The sequence below is a fragment of the Rhodosalinus sp. genome (assembly GCF_041685465.1).
Classification (GTDB): Bacteria; Pseudomonadota; Alphaproteobacteria; order Rhodobacterales; family Rhodobacteraceae; genus Rhodosalinus.
The window spans coordinates 1-14187 of sequence record NZ_JAWLFS010000055.1 but is presented as its reverse complement, the minus strand read 5'-3'; the positions used below and the strand labels follow the sequence as shown (position 1 = coordinate 14187).

Below are 14187 nucleotides of genomic sequence, written 5' to 3'. Positions count from 1 at the left end.
GCCGGGCGCGGCCGGTCGTGCGCAACAACGCTTGGCTCGCCGCCCCACCGATCGCCTGTGCGACGCGTCGCTCGGCGGTCGCAATCGCAAGCCGGGGCCCGGATACGGGGGCGTCCTCGGACGGCAGCGCGTCCGGCCTGCCGAGAAGCGGCAAGGTGACAGGGACCTCCCGGTCCTCGGCTGCGTCAGCTGGATCCGCAATGTCGACAACGAGCATCCGATCGGTATGCAGAAAGGTCTCGAGCGCACAGTCGCAGCCGAGGCGCAGGCGCAGACGACCGGCGGCGGATCCGGCGCTCGCGTCCCGCAGCCGCACGCGCCGGATCCGGTCGAAGGCCCGCGAGAGGTCGAACCGGAGATCCGTGTCCGCAAGCGCGACCACGACATCGCGCCCCTCTCGCTCGAGCGCCCAGTCGGTCGCACGCGGCAGGTCGAGCACGAGACGGGTGAACCCCTCGTGCTCGCCCCCGCGCACCGTGACGGTCTGCGCCGCTGCCGGGCCGGCGAGGAGCAGAGCCAAGGCGAGCAGACACGCGCGTCTCATGCGGCCTCCGGACGAAGTGATTTCAGGGACTCCTCGAGCTCGGCGAAGCTCGGCCGGAAGGGCTCGGGCGTATTCTGGCGACCGACCTCGATGCAGATGTTCGTGGCGTGATTGTGGAGGTTCGCGACAAGGACTTCGCGGATCAGCTGGTAGAACTGCGCCTCCTCCTCGACGACGCCGCGCAGGCGGGCGGCGAAGGGGCCGACCATGCCGTAGGCGAGGAAAACCCCGAGGAAGGTGCCCACCAGCGCGGCGCCGATCAGCCGGCCGAGGACTTCGGGCGGCTGATCGATCGAGCCCATGGTCTTGATCACACCGAGCACGGCCGCGACGATGCCGAGCGCGGGAAGCCCGTCTGCGACCGTCTGAAGCGCGTGGCTCGGTTGCAACGCGTCGTGCGTGGCCGATTCCATGCGTTTCTCGAGGACCTCTTCGACCTGATGCGGATCGTCGTAGTTCATGGCGGCCGAGCGCATCGTGTCCGCGATGAGCGCCACCGCTTCGCCGTCCGCCAGAATGCGGGGGTAGCGGGCGAAGATCGCCGACTCCTGCGGTGCCTCGATGTGTTGTTCGGCCTCGACCGGGTTCTGACGGTTGAGACGGATCAATTCGAACAGAAGGCAGAGCAGATCGCGGTAATCGTCCGGCTTCCAGCGCGCACCGCGGAAGAGCTTGGGCAGGTCGCGCGCCGTCCGCTTCACGACGGAAAGGTCGTTGCCGATCAGGAAGGCGCCCGTCGCCGCGCCGACGATCATCATCAGCTCGAACGGAAGCGCCTTCAGGATGATGCCGAACTTGCCCCCTGCGAGGCTGTAACCTCCGAAGACCATGGCGAAGACGACGACGATGCCGACGAGGCCGATCATGCGCATCCCTCCTGCGACCGTTGCGGCGAAAACTCTGCGCCGAAACGATTAAGGACAGGTTTTCGGCGGCTTGGTACGATGGGTGGGGATCATTGCGTCGGCACCTCGAAATTGCGCCCGGCGAGCAGTGCGCTCACCGCGTAGGCCGAGTCCGGCGTCATGCCCGCGAGGATGCCCGCCGCGGCCTCCGGCCGCATGCGGCCGAGGAACCCCGCCGCGAACTCGGGCGTCATCGCCTCGAACAGCGGCACGGCCTCCTTCGGCTTCATCGATTCGTAGACCTCGGTCAGACGCGTCAGGTCGTCCTCCGCGGCTGTCTCTGCATCGGCGATCGTGGCGCGGAGCGTCGCCTCGGCCTCCTCGAGCTCGGCCATGCGGCGGTCGATCTCGGCATCGGCCACGGCGAGCGCCTGTGTCCGGGCGTCGATCTCCTCTGCGCGTGTGTCGAGGCGGGCCTCCCTCTCGGCAAGCGCGTCGAGGACGCGCGCGACATCGGGAGGCGGCGTGCAGCCGTCCCCGCCCGCGGCGTCTTCAGGGCTCTCCGGCGCGCGCGCGAGCGCCTGTCCGGCGTCGGCGCCGAGGCGCAGCAGGGCCGATCCGATGAGCAGGGCCGCGATCACGGCAAGCGTGCCGCGGCCGCTGCGGCGCGGTGCGCGACGCGCCCCTGGACGGGAGCCGGACGCGGCGCTCAACGCTCCGCCTCCGCCGGGGCACGCCGCGTGAACACGGGTTCCGACGGCGGCCGGGCCGCAGCCTCGGACGCAGGCGGCTCGCCATCGGGCAGATCATGCATCGACGCGACGAGCAGTTCGAGCCGCTTGGCGACCGTTTCGGCCCGGCCCGTCAGCTCCTCCAGCGATCCGTTCGACTGATCCGCGGCCGCACGCGCCGTCTCCAGCGTCCGCGCCAGGTCGTCGACCTGCGCGGAAAGCACGGCGACGGCCCCGCCCACTCCACCCTCGAGATCGTTGAAGCGCGACAGGCGCCGTGCCAGCACGAAACAGTACAGCCCGGCGCCCAGAGCACCCGCGGCGAGCAGAATGTCGGCGATCAGATCCATCTCGATCCTCAAGTCATCACGAATTCCATCACGAGGAGGTCGCGCACCTTTCCGTCGCCGGTAACCATCTGCACGCGGCGGAGCATCTGCGCGCGCAGCCGCACGAGCGCGCCCGGCGCCTCGAAGTCGCTCTGGTCGAGCGCCCGGAGATAGCCGTTGAGCACATCGACGACGCGGGGGCGCAGCCGCTCCACCTCGGCGCGGTGCGCCGGCGCCACCTCGAGCTCGGCGGTGAAGCGCAGGTGCCGGCCAGCGGAACCCGAGGCGAGCGAGACGACGATCGTGTCGAGCGGCACGAAGGCCGTGTCCGCCAGCGCGTCCGGGGCGATGTCCGCCCCGGTCTCGGCCGGACGGACGAAGGCAGCCGGATCGAGAAACCCTTCGCGCACGGCGAAAAACCCCGCCGCTCCTCCGGCCAGGGGCAGAAGGAGCCCCAGGATCAGGGGCAGCCGGCTGCGCCGCCTGGGCGCCTCGGTCGCGTCGGCCTCGGACATGGCGCGAATCCTCCTTTCGACGGATCACACGCTGACAGCCAAGGGCTAACCGAATGTTAAGCGCGGTGGCCCAAGACTGGCATCCGAAGCGGGCAGAAGGCCCGGCGGTCAGGAGGCCTGTCGTGCAACAAGTGCTTTCTCTCTGGCGCGCGCTGACCCCGGTGCGGCGGGCCGTGGCGATCGGCGCGGCCGTGGCGGTTTTCGCGGGCGTTCTGGCCATGGCGCGCATGGCGGCGCAACCGGGGCTCGCGCTGCTCTACGACGGCCTCGACGGGGCCGCTGCCGGCGAGGTGGTGACCGCGCTCGAGGGGCGCGGCGTGCCCTTCGAGGTGCGGGGTGATTCGATCCACGTGCCCGCGAGCGAGCGGGACCGACTGCGCATGGCGCTGGCCGGCGAGGGGCTGCCGGCGACGTCGGGACAGGGATACGAGCTGCTCGATTCGCTCTCCGGGTTCGGAACCACGAGCCAGATGTTCGATGCCGCCTACTGGCGCGCCAAGGAAGGAGAACTCGCGCGGACCATCGCGGCGAGCCCCGGCGTCAGCGCGGCGCGGGTGCATATCGCCAACGTCGGCGGGCGCTCCTTCCAGCGGGACCTGCGGCCGACGGCCTCCGTCGCCGTGACGCGGCGCACGGGCGATGTCTCGGCCGACCAGGCACAGGCGCTGCGCCATCTCGTCGCGGGCGCGGTCCCCGACATGGACCCCGAGGACGTGACCGTCGTCGACGACGGGGGAGAGCTGGTGACCGCGGGGGCCGAGACCGAAAGCGACGCGGGCGAGGATCGGACGGCCCGCCTGCGGGAGCGGGTGCTCCGCCTCGTCGAGGCGCGCGTCGGGCACGGCAACGCCGTGGTCGAGGTCGCCCTGGAGACGGTGACCGAACAGGAAACGATCCGCGAGCGGCGACTCGACCCGGACAGCCGCATCGCCATCAGCACCGATACGGAAGAACGGAGCAGCCAGGCACAGGAGAGCGGCGGCGCGGTCGGCGTGGCCTCCAACCTGCCCGACGGCGACGCCGGCGGGGAGGACAACCGCAACAGTACGGACAGCCGGACGCGCGAACGGGTCAATTTCGAGGTGTCGGAAACCGAGCGCGAAGTCCTGCGCGCCCCCGGCGCGATCCGCAGGCTCACCGTCGCCGTCCTCGTCGGCGGCACCAATGCCGGAGACTCGCAGGACTTCACCCCCCTGCCCGAGGACGAACTCGATTCGCTCCGCGGCCTCGTGGCCTCGGCGGTGGGGTTCGACGCGGCGCGCGGGGACGAGATCACCATTCGCTCCATGCCGCTCGCGGCGGCGCCGGCGGAGCGCGGCACGACGGCCCGGTCGGGATGGGTCGACGCATTGGCGCTCGACACGATGCGCCTCGTGCAGCTTGCAGTGCTCGCGCTGGTCATCCTGGTGCTCGCGCTCTTCGTGCTGCGTCCGTTGCTGACGCGCCGGCCGGACGTCCGCGACGACACCTCCGATCTCCTTGCCGGTCCCGCGCGCGACACGGGCCCGCACGCCACGGCCGATGCCCCCGCGCCGGCGCAGGCCCTCGACGGGGTGATCGAGACGGGGCCCTTCGAGCCGGCGCAGCTGCCGACGGTCACCGGACAGGACGGGACGCCGGAGGCCCCGCCCGTGGACCGCCTGCGCGCATTGATCGACGAGCGGCGCGAGGAGACCATGGAGATCCTGTCCAGCTGGCTCGACGACGAGCAGGAGCGCGCGTGATGTCCATCGCGCATCTGCTCGAGGATTTCGGCGGCGCGCACCGCGATGCCGCCGAACCCGGGGGCGAGGCTTTCGAGACGCATCGCCTCGCAGCCTTCGAGGAGGGCTATCGCGCCGGCTGGGACGACGCGGCGAAGGCACGGTCCGACGAGACCGCACACCTGCGATCGGATCTGGCGCGATGCCTGCAGGAGATGTCCTTCACCTATCAGGAAGCCCATGCGCAGGTGGCACGCAACCTTGCCCCCCTTTTCGACCGGATCGCCGGCTCGCTGCTGCCGGAGACGGCCCGCGCCACGCTCGGCCCGCATGTGGTCGAGCAGTTGACCACGCTCGCGCGGGACGGGGCCGAAGGCATGGCCGAGGTCGTCGTTGCGCCCGAGAGCGAGACGGCGGTCGCGGGCCTGATCGAGGACACGCTGCCCTTCCCGGTGCGCCTGCGCACCGACCCGATGCTCGGCGCCGGGCAGGTGGAGATCGGAATCGGCAGCACCGAACGCGAGATCGATCTCGACGCGGCGGTCGACGCGGTCGGCGACGCGATTCGCGCCTATTTCCAGGAACCGGAGCCGGAGACACGCCATGGATGACCGCCCCGACGACCCGACGCTGACCGAAACGGCGCGCAGCTTCACGGCCGTGCCGATCGAGATCACGGTCTGCGTCGGACGTGCGCGCCCGCTGATCCGCGATCTCTTGCGCCTCGGCGAGAACGCCGTGCTGACGCTTGACCGCCGGGTTGACGACCCTGTGGAACTTTATATCGGCGATCGGCTCATCGCCCGCGGCGAACTCGAAGAGCTCGAGGGCGATCAGGCGGGCCAACTCGCCGTGCGCCTGACCGAGGTCGCCGACCTCGAGGCCGGGCTCGCATGACGGCCCTGCGCGGCGTGATCGCCCTCGCGGCCACCCTCGTCGCCGGGCCGGCGGGCGCGCAGGAGATCACCATCGGCCTCGGCGAGGACGGAAGCCTCACGGCGCGCAGCATCCAGCTCATCCTGCTGCTCACGGTGCTCAGCCTCGCCCCGGGCATCGCGGTGATGATCACATGTTTTCCCTTTCTGGTCACCGTTCTCGCCATCCTGCGGCAGGGCCTCGGGTTGCAGCAGTCCCCGCCCAACATGCTGATCGTGAGCCTCGCGCTCTTTCTGACCTGGTATGTGATGGAACCTGTCTTCACCGCGGCCTGGAGCGCCGGCGTCGATCCCCTGATCGAGGGGCGGCTGGCGGTGGACGCGGCCTTCGATGCCGCGATGGAGCCCTTTCGCGGCTTCATGACCAGCCGCGTAGACGGCAGCACGCTCGCGGCGATGGCAGACCTGCGCGACACCCCCGTCGAGACGGCCCCGGGCGAAATGCCGCTTTCGGTCCTCGTGCCGAGCTTCATGCTTTCCGAGATCGCGCAGGCCTTTCAGATCGGCTTCCTGATCTTCCTGCCGTTCCTGATCATCGATCTCGTCGTCGCGGCCGTTCTGATGTCGATGGGGATGATGATGGTGCCTCCGGCGATTGTCGCACTGCCCTTCAAGCTCGCCTTCTTCGTGGTGGCCGACGGGTGGAGCCTGATCGCCGGCGCGCTGGTCCGGAGCTATCTCTGATCGGCCATCGCGGGCGCCCTCTGCGCGCCACCGGTCCGACAAGATCCCTCTCGTCCCGCACGCGGTCTCGCCCTGCACACGGTCGCGGCGTCGGGACTCTGCGGCGTCCGGCAGATCACGAGGACCGCGCGTCATGCCTTCCGGGCGCGGCGCGACCGCCCGTGATGCGGCCACGCTATCCGCCGGCGCCGCCGCCGGCGCGCAAGGATGCCGCCGCCGGCCGTCACGCCGGCCCGCGGACCGACCATGCCCCGGCCCGCCGCGGCGCCGGGCGGCGCGATGATCAGCGCACGACAAACTCCGCATGCAGTGCGCCGGCGGCCTTGATGCTCTTGAGAATGTCGATCATGTCGCGTGGGGCGACACCCAGGGCGTTCAGTCCCGCGACCACCTCCGAGAGCGAGGTTCCCTCGGGCACCTCGGCAAGGCCGACACCCTCCTCCTCCTCGAGATCGGCCTCGGTCCGGGGGACGACGACCGTCTCACCGCCGGCGAACGGATTGGGCTGCACTGCCAGCGGCGCCTCGGCGATGCGCAACGTCAACCCGCCCTGCGCAACCGCCACGCGCGAGATACGCACGTCCTCGCCCATCACGATGGTGCCGGAGCGTTGATCGACGACGATCCGCGCGCGGCGTTCCGGGCGTACGGCAATGGTCTCGACCCGCCCGAGGGCATGCGCAGGCGAACGCGCGCCAGTACGCTCGATGTCCAGCCGGACGGTGCCCGAGTCGAGCATCACCGCGACCTCGCGGCCGAAATCCCGGTTGAGCGCCGCCTCGATCCGGCTGGCGGTCGTGAAGTCGGGTTCGCGCAGCGCGAGACGCACGCTCTCCATGTCGGCGAAGTCGAACTCCACCTCCCGCTCGACGCGCCCGCCCGAGGGGATCGAGCCGGAGGTCGGCACACCCTGCACCACCTCGGCGCCTTCGCCTTCGACGCTCGCGCCACCGGCGATCACCGTGCCCTGCGCCACGGCGTAGATCTCGCCATCCGCGGCATTGAGCGGGGTCATCACGAGCGTGCCCCCGAGCAGGCTGTCGGCGTCACCGATCGCCGACACGGTCACGTCGATCCGGCTCCCGCTGCGCGCGAAGGGCGGCAGCGCGGCGGTGACGAAGACGGCCGCCACGTTGCGCGGGCGGAACTGCTCTCCGGTGACGTTGACGCCGAGACGCTCGAGGATGTTGGTCATCATCTCCTCGGTAAAGGGAGCATTGCGCAGCCCGTCCCCGGTGCCGTTCAACCCGACGACGAGGCCGTAACCGACGAGATCGTTGCCCCGCACGCCATCGAACTCCACAAGATCCTTGATCCGCACCGGCCCGGCCGCGACCGCGCCCGAGACGGCACAGAGCGCGGCCGCGGCAGCGAGCCGTGCGATCGCCCTCATCGCAGCGCCTCCAGCAGGGTGAGTCGCGACAGGCGTGCCGTCACGGCATAGAGGCTCTCGAGGTTCTGACCGAGCGCCTGCATCCGGGTCGCGGCCTCGTATCCGTCCACCTCGACAAGCGCGGCGCGCGCGGTTTCGGCCCCCTCGCGGGCGGCGGCGAGCCGTGCGCCAGCGCGCTCGATGCGCGCCTCCTCGACCCCGAGACGGGCGCGCAGCTCGGTGAGCGGCTCGCCGGAGGCGGTCAGTGCGGCGCCCGCGCGGTCGAGAAGCGCATCGGTCGTGCCCGGCGGAACCTCGAGCGCAGGGTCGTCGGCAAGCGCCGCGAGCGCGGTGGCGGCAAGGGTCCCGCGCAGCGCAGGGTCGTCAGCGCGGATATCGAGCGAAGCGCCGGCCCCGTTCCCGAGCGGGACAGGCGAGGCCGGCGTGTCGGCACCGCGGTATCCCACGGCCTCGAACCCGCCCCCCGGCGCGAACCAGTCCCCGACGATATCCGCGATCGCCTGCGCCTCTGTCTCGGTCCCGATCGCGCCGCGCAGGGCGTCGAGCATCTCTTCGGCCGGCGCCAGTGCCGGCCCCTGCGGCGCCGCGCCGGCGAAGAGGCTGCGGCCGGCCACCGCCGTATCGAGCGCCGAGGCGATCTCGGCGAAGGCGCCGCGGGCCGCCTCGGAAGCGGCCGCGGTTCCGGCGGGCAGGTTGCCCTGCGCGGCGGCGCGCACCGTCGCCGTCAGCGTCTCGGTCGTCTCCCGCACGCGGCCGAGCGCGGCCTGCATCGCCGTCGCGCGGGCCGCCGCCTCCGCCTGATTGCGCCGCAGCGGTTCGGAGAGCGCGAGATCGCGGTCCAGCGCGGCGAGGCGCGCGGTGTCGCCGCCCAGATGCCGCGCGACATCGGCGGCCTGGCCGGTGGACAGCTCCTGCCCGCGGGCCGCGAGATCCGATCGCAGGCGACCCGCCTGCGCGCGGAAGAGGTGAAGCTGTGCGAGATCGCCGATGCGCGGTGCGGTCATGATCAAAGCCTCGTCAGCGTGTCCATCATCTCGTCGATTGCGCGGATCATCCGCGCATTGGCGCCGTAGGTCTGTTCGATCAGCAGAAGGCTCTGCAGCTCGTCGTCGGTATCGACCCCCGCGCGCCCTTCGGCCTCGACAAGTTCGGAGTGGCGCGCGGCGGCGTGGCTCTGGCGGGCTTCGGCAGCCTGTCCCCGTGTGGCGACCTGCGCAGAGAGATCCGCCGCCAGGGCGCCCACCCCGCGCGGGGTGGGCCCGAAGCCGTCCGAGACGGGCGCTCTGCGTTCGGCCAGCGCATCGCGCATGGCGCCCAGCAGGCTGCCGTCGCCGGCCGAGCCCGGACCGGCGGCGCCAAGACCGTCGCGCAAGCGCCAGGCGGCGCCCCCGGCCTCCGGGCGGACGGCGTCGTTGACCGCTATGCGACCGGCGAGCCCGGCCTCGGTGCCGGGGTCGAAGGCTGCGCCTGCATCGGTGAAGAGCCCGGGTGCGCCGGGCGGGCGGCTCGCGTCCGGCAGATCGTCCCCGACCCGGGCGACAAGGTCGCGCGCCAGCGCGTCGAGGCCCGTCTGGGCCGACACCGCGAGATCGTCGCGCAGCGCGAAGCGGCTTTCGAGGGCGCCACCGTCGAAGGCGCCCGGACCCGGTGTGCGGCCGTCGATCGTGAGACCGGAGAGCCCGCCCGTCTCGGCGCGCAGGGTGGCGGTGACGACCGGCGAGGGATCGAAGCCGATCTCGGCGGCGGTCCCGTCCAGCAGTGCGGCACCCCCGGCGGTGTAAAGCGCGACCGCCCCGCCCGGCCGCGCCACCTCGCGCAGGGGGACGAGTTCGGCGAGGCCGTCGATGGCCTGCTGGCGGCGGTCGAGCAGCCCGGCGGTGTCCTGCCCGCGCGCATCGGTGGCCACGATCGTGGAATTCAGGTCCTGCACCCGTGCGAGGCCGGCATTCATGCGATCGACCATGCCTGCGATGTCGCCGTCCGCCTCCGCCCGCATGGCCTGCACGCCCTCCGCCGCATCGCGCAGGCCGGACGCGAGGCGCTCGGCGGCCATCACCGACGCCTCCAGCCGTTGCGGCGCGGCCGGGTCCCCGGCGGCCGAGGTGAGCGCGGCCTCGAACTCCGCCACGCGGGCCGAAAGCGCACCCGGATCGTCCGGCCCCCCGATCAGCCGTTCGAGCCGGGACAGGAAGCCGCGCTCGGCCTCGGCGCCGGCGCGGGCCGCGTCCGCCTGACGACGGTCGGCGACGAGAACCGGATCGACGTCGCGCTGCACCCCCTCGACCGCAACGCCGCCGAGGGCGCGGGCCGAAAGCGCAGGCGCGCGCGGGCCATATCCCGGTGTCAACGCGTTGGCGATGTTCGAGGAGACGAGATCTGCGGCGCGCGAGGCGGCCGAGAGCCCGCTCAGGGCGTTGGACAGCGAGACGCTCAGGGTCATGGTCTATCTCCGGCGATACGCTCAGCGCTTCAGGTTGGTGGTTTCCTGCAACATCTCGTCCACGGTCTGGATCACCTTGGCGTTGGACGAATAGGCGCGCTGCGTGCGGATCATGTCGGTCAGTTCCTCCGCGACGTCGGTGGCCGACTCCTCCAGCGCGGAGGAGACGACGTCGCCCGTCGGTCCGTCGCCGGCATCCCAGAGGAAATAGGCGCCGCTGTCGGGCGACGGCAGATAAGTCTGCTGATCGAGGGACGTCATGCCCTCCGGATTGGGCATGTCGGCGAGCGGAACCTGGTAGAGCCGGCGCGTATGGCCGGTGTCGAAGATCGCGGAGACGTTGCCCGTCTCGTCCACCTCGACCCCGGTCATGTTGCCGACGGGAAAGCCGTCCTTCTCGATCGCGAGGGGTGCGAAACTGCCGGCGAGCTGCGTCATGCCACCGCCCTCGCCCGGCTGGCCGATGTCGATCTCGATCGGGCCGCTCGCCGTCTCGACGGAGAGCGTGCCGGTGGCAGGATCGTAGGCGTCGCCGGAAATCGTGGTCACGGCATCGAGGGATCCGCCGTTCTCCGGACTGTCGTCGAAGGCGAGCGTGTATTCGCCCACCACCGTATCGGTCGCGGCATCCGTGATTTCCAGGGTCCACTCGTTCGAGGCGCCGTCCGCCGGCACGGTGGGCGTGAAGGTGAAGTCGAGGTTCTGCGACGCGCCCAGGTTGTCGAAATACTCGACGGACAGAAGCTGCGGCGCACCGGCGGCACCGGCCATCGTGTCCGCGGCCGGGAGGTTCACGCCCAGCGACATGCTGGTCGTGGGCTGCCCGTCGAGCTGATTGGCGTCGATGCGGATCGGTTCGAGACCCTGGCTCGTGTCGCGGGGATAGGCCGGGATGCTGCCGTCGGCATTCGCCGGCCAGCCCATCAGCACGTGGCCGGAGCCGGTGCGCAGGTAGCCCTCGGCGTCGGTGCGAAAGGATCCCGTCGTGGTGAGCAGCATCTGGGGTTGCCCGCCCTGCGCCACGTCCGTGGCGCGTGCCACCGGAAGGAACCCGCGTCCGCGCACGGCGAGGTCGGTCGGGTTGTTCGTCCCCACGACCGAGCCGTTTTCGCCGATCTGACGCTGGCTTTGCGCCTGGACGCCACCGGCGGTGTAACCGGCCCCGGAATCGGCGAGCACCAGCGACTGAAAATCCGTCTCCGCCCGCTTGTAGCCGTAGGTCGAGGCATTGGCGACATTGTCGGAGATGCTTGCCAGCCGGCTGCCATGCGCCATGAGCGCCGCGACACCGGCATTGAGAGAGGAAGAAATCGTCATGGCCGCGCCTTTCTGCAGTCTCGCACCCCTGCGAACGGTGCGAGCAGTACGGCAGGGCGTCTTAAGGCCGGCCTAACGGCGCAGGGACCGTCCGCGCCGGCGTCATTCCCTCCCCTCTCGCAGAAAGATCACCTCGAAGCGGTCGTTGCGCGCGGCCATCGGATCGGCGACCGCAGGATCGCGGTCGGCGTGACCCGTGACGCGGCGGATGCGCCCGGGCGACAGGCCTTCGTCCTGCAGAAGGCGGCGCAGATCCTGCGCCTGGGCGGTGCTGTCGCGCCAGATCGGGTTGCGCGCCAGAACCACCGGCCGGGCGCGAAGATGCGCCTCGACCGCGACGCCGTTCTCCACCATCCCCGCCGCGCGCGCCACCACGCCCGCGAGCGCGCGCAACAGCGGCGTCGGCCCGTCCGCATCGTGCAGCGGCGCGCCGGGGCGCGCGAAGAGCTCGACGATCAGGCCCTCGTCGGTGACGCGCGTCACGATGTGGCGTTTCTCCGGGTCGGCGACGAGGCTTTCGCCGCCGCGCCCGCGCAGCGCCTCGGCCAGCGCCTCGAGCTCGGCCTGCTCGGGGCCGGCCTCGCCCGGCGGCTGCGGCGCCTCGACCCAGACACCACCCGAGGCGCTGCGCTGCCGCGCTGCCTCGGCAAAGGGGCTTTCGCCGCCGAGCGCACCGTCGCCGCCGCCTGAATCGCGCGCGATCGGGATCGTCGGGGTAAAATAGTCCGCGATCCCCTTGCGCTGTTGTTCCGTCGTCGCGTTCAGCAGCCACATCAGCATGAAGAAGGCCATCATGGCGGTCACGAAATCGGCATAGGCGACCTTCCACGCGCCGCCGTGGTGACCCCCGGCGTCCTTCTGCCGCCGCTTCTTCCTGATGATGACCGGCGCGACATTGCTGTCGGCAGCCATGCTCACCACCCTTCTCTCACCCGCCTCCGGGATAACCGGCGAGAGCTTTCGGGCATGTTAACGCGCGAGGGTGCGTGCCTCCCGTGCAACGCGCGCCGCGCAGTCGGCCGCGATGATGGACTTACGCGACGTTGTGACGTAGCACCGGGGACGTTGGGCAAGAAGAGCACCTCGATGAGCCATTCCGCGTCCCGAGGGTTCCGCGCGCTGCGCCCGCTGTTGAGCGCGGGCGCACTCGCCGCGGTGTCGCTCGCCGCGCCGGCGGACGCGCAGCCCGTCGAGAGCAGTTTCAACCTCTACGGCGTGCCGGGACTCGTCGACATGCCCACGGCGGAGGTCACGCCCGACGCGACGGTGTCGAGCACGGTCAGCCACTTCGGAGGGGCGACGCGCACGACGCTGCGCTTCCAGCTCACGCCGCGCCTGTCCGGGGCCTTCCGTTACGCCGTGATCGAGGATTTCTTTCCCGATCCCCCGGGACAGCCCGCCTGGACCGACCCGCGCTACTACGATCGCAGTTTCGACCTGCGCTACCAGATCCTGACGGAGGGGACACGCCGGCCCGCGGTGCTCGTCGGCCTTCAGGACTTCATCGGGACGGGCCTCTACGGCGGCGAGTACGTCGTGGCGACGAAGGCGGTGACGCCCCGGCTCAGGGTGACCGGCGGTCTCGGCTGGGGGCGGCTCGGCAGTCGCGGCGCCTTCGGCACGATGGGCGACCGCCCGTCCGAGCTGCTTGGCGAGGGCGGTCTGCCGACCTACGACCGCTGGTTCCGCGGCGACGTGGCGGCCTTCGGCGGCGTTGCCTGGACGCCGACGCGGCGGCTGACGCTGAAGGCGGAATATTCCTCCGACGACTACGAGCAGGAACGGCGCGACGGCGACTTCCGCGAGTCCTCGCCGTGGAACCTCGGGCTGGATTACAGGTTCGACAACGGCACGCAGGTCTCGCTCTACCATGTCTACGGCGAGGAGGTCGGTGCGCAGGTCACGCTGCATTTCAATCCGCGCAGCACCGGCACGCCCGCCGGGCTGGAGCCCGGCCCGGTTCCGGTCGCCGTGCGGCCGGCGGAGGGGGCGCGCGATCTGGGCTGGACGACCGATACCGATACGGTCACAGAAGCGCGCCGGGAGCTCTCCGAGCTCATGGCCCGCGACGATCTGGTATTCGAGGGACTGCGGCTGGAGCCGCGCCGCGCAACGGTCCGCCTGCGCAACCCCACCTACGGGGCGACCCCGCAGGCGGTCGGCCGCACGGCGAGGGCGATGACACGCACGCTTCCGGCATCGGTCGAGGAATTCGTGATCGTGCCGGTCGAGCGGGGCATGGAGATGAGCGCGATCACGCTCCGGCGCAACGATCTCGAACGACTCGAGAACGACGCGGCGGTCGAGACGCTCGCGCGCGCTCAGATCACCGACGGCTGGCGCAAGGCACCCGCGCCGATGCCGGATCTCTACCCGCGCTTCGCCTGGTCGATAGGCCCTTACCTGCAGCTCAGCGTCTTCGATCCGGACAATCCGGCGCGCGCCGACGTCGGCGCCCGCGCCGAGGCGGCCTACCGGATCCGGCCGGGGCTGGTTCTGTCGGGGTCGGTCACCAAGAAGGTGGGCGGCAACCTCGATTCGATCACCCGCGAGGGCGACTCGGACCTTCCTTATGTCCGGACGCGGCGGCCGCAGTACTCGGCCGAAGGCGACCCGGCGATCGAGCATCTGACGCTCGCTCATTTCGGGCGGCCGGCGCGCGACGTCTACAGCCGCGTCACGGCGGGGTACCTCGAGACGATGTATGCCGGCGTTTCGGGCGAGCTCCTCTGGAAGCCGGTGGACAGCCGC

General features: G+C 71.2%; 14 protein-coding genes and 1 pseudogene. 5 read left to right on the top strand and 10 right to left on the bottom strand.

The genetic code is table 11. The annotated features are described in order from the left end of the window. From ACESL7_RS05640 to ACESL7_RS05620, 5 genes and pseudogenes are all read right to left on the bottom strand, one after another. A pseudogene (locus ACESL7_RS05640) lies at positions 1–520 on the bottom strand (hypothetical protein); the annotation flags it as partial. A gap of 20 nt (positions 521–540) precedes the next feature. Beyond that, a complete protein-coding gene (motA, locus tag ACESL7_RS05635) occupies positions 541–1410 on the bottom strand; it encodes a flagellar motor stator protein MotA (RefSeq protein ID WP_372892301.1) in 870 nt (289 codons plus the stop codon). 89 nt (positions 1411–1499) lie between these two features. Further along, complete coding sequence (locus ACESL7_RS05630) at positions 1500–2030, bottom strand: MotE family protein (RefSeq protein ID WP_372892299.1); 531 nt, start codon at positions 2028–2030, stop codon at positions 1500–1502. A gap of 68 nt (positions 2031–2098) precedes the next feature. After that, positions 2099–2470 carry a hypothetical protein gene (locus tag ACESL7_RS05625; RefSeq protein ID WP_372892297.1) on the bottom strand — a complete coding sequence of 124 codons (372 nt, stop codon included), beginning with the start codon at positions 2468–2470 and terminating at the stop codon, positions 2099–2101. A gap of 8 nt (positions 2471–2478) precedes the next feature. Beyond that, positions 2479–2964 carry a flagellar basal body-associated FliL family protein gene (locus ACESL7_RS05620; protein ID WP_372892295.1) on the bottom strand — a complete coding sequence of 162 codons (486 nt, stop codon included), beginning with the start codon at positions 2962–2964 and terminating at the stop codon, positions 2479–2481. Between the two features lie 122 nt (positions 2965–3086). Here ACESL7_RS05620 and fliF point away from each other — a divergent pair, with 122 nt between their 5' ends. From fliF to fliP, 4 genes are read left to right on the top strand one after another with little or no spacing between them, the layout of a single operon-like run. After that, on the top strand, positions 3087–4688 hold the full coding sequence (gene fliF, locus ACESL7_RS05615) for a flagellar basal-body MS-ring/collar protein FliF (protein ID WP_372892293.1): 1602 nt from the start codon (positions 3087–3089) through the stop codon (positions 4686–4688). Continuing rightward, entirely contained in the window at positions 4688–5278 is a 591-nt protein-coding gene (locus ACESL7_RS05610) for a FliH/SctL family protein (RefSeq protein WP_372892291.1), read from the top strand. The genes fliF and ACESL7_RS05610 overlap by 1 nt, the downstream gene beginning before the upstream one ends. Further along, positions 5271–5564 (top strand): FliM/FliN family flagellar motor switch protein, encoded by a 294-nt coding sequence (locus ACESL7_RS05605; protein WP_372892289.1) that lies wholly within the window; start codon positions 5271–5273, stop codon positions 5562–5564. The genes ACESL7_RS05610 and ACESL7_RS05605 overlap by 8 nt, the downstream gene beginning before the upstream one ends. Then, a complete protein-coding gene (gene fliP, locus ACESL7_RS05600; RefSeq protein ID WP_372892287.1) occupies positions 5561–6286 on the top strand; it encodes a flagellar type III secretion system pore protein FliP in 726 nt (241 codons plus the stop codon). The genes ACESL7_RS05605 and fliP overlap by 4 nt, the downstream gene beginning before the upstream one ends. A 283-nt stretch (positions 6287–6569) precedes the next feature. Here fliP and ACESL7_RS05595 read toward each other — a convergent pair whose 3' ends face one another. The 5 genes from ACESL7_RS05595 to ACESL7_RS05575 form a co-directional block, all read right to left on the bottom strand. Further along, positions 6570–7679: a flagellar basal body P-ring protein FlgI gene (locus ACESL7_RS05595; protein WP_372892285.1), complete on the bottom strand. Its 1110-nt coding sequence runs from the start codon at positions 7677–7679 to the stop codon at positions 6570–6572. Then, complete coding sequence (locus ACESL7_RS05590; protein WP_372892283.1) at positions 7676–8683, bottom strand: flagellin; 1008 nt, start codon at positions 8681–8683, stop codon at positions 7676–7678. The genes ACESL7_RS05595 and ACESL7_RS05590 overlap by 4 nt, the downstream gene beginning before the upstream one ends. 2 nt (positions 8684–8685) lie before the next feature. Beyond that, on the bottom strand, positions 8686–10119 hold the full coding sequence (locus ACESL7_RS05585; RefSeq protein WP_372892281.1) for a FlgK family flagellar hook-associated protein: 1434 nt from the start codon (positions 10117–10119) through the stop codon (positions 8686–8688). Between the two features lie 21 nt (positions 10120–10140). Next, the gene (locus tag ACESL7_RS05580; protein WP_372892279.1) at positions 10141–11436 is read right to left on the bottom strand and encodes a flagellar hook protein FlgE; all 1296 of its coding nucleotides are present in this window, start codon (positions 11434–11436) and stop codon (positions 10141–10143) included. A 102-nt stretch (positions 11437–11538) separates the two neighbouring features. Further along, positions 11539–12348, bottom strand: coding sequence for an OmpA/MotB family protein (locus tag ACESL7_RS05575; RefSeq protein ID WP_372892277.1), 810 nt, complete (start codon positions 12346–12348; stop codon positions 11539–11541). Positions 12349–12522: 174 nt separating this feature from the next. On the opposite strand from ACESL7_RS05575, the gene ACESL7_RS05570 reads away from it, so the two are divergent. Further along, on the top strand, positions 12523–14187 hold a 1665-nt coding region (locus ACESL7_RS05570), incomplete at its 3' end, for a YjbH domain-containing protein (RefSeq protein WP_372892275.1).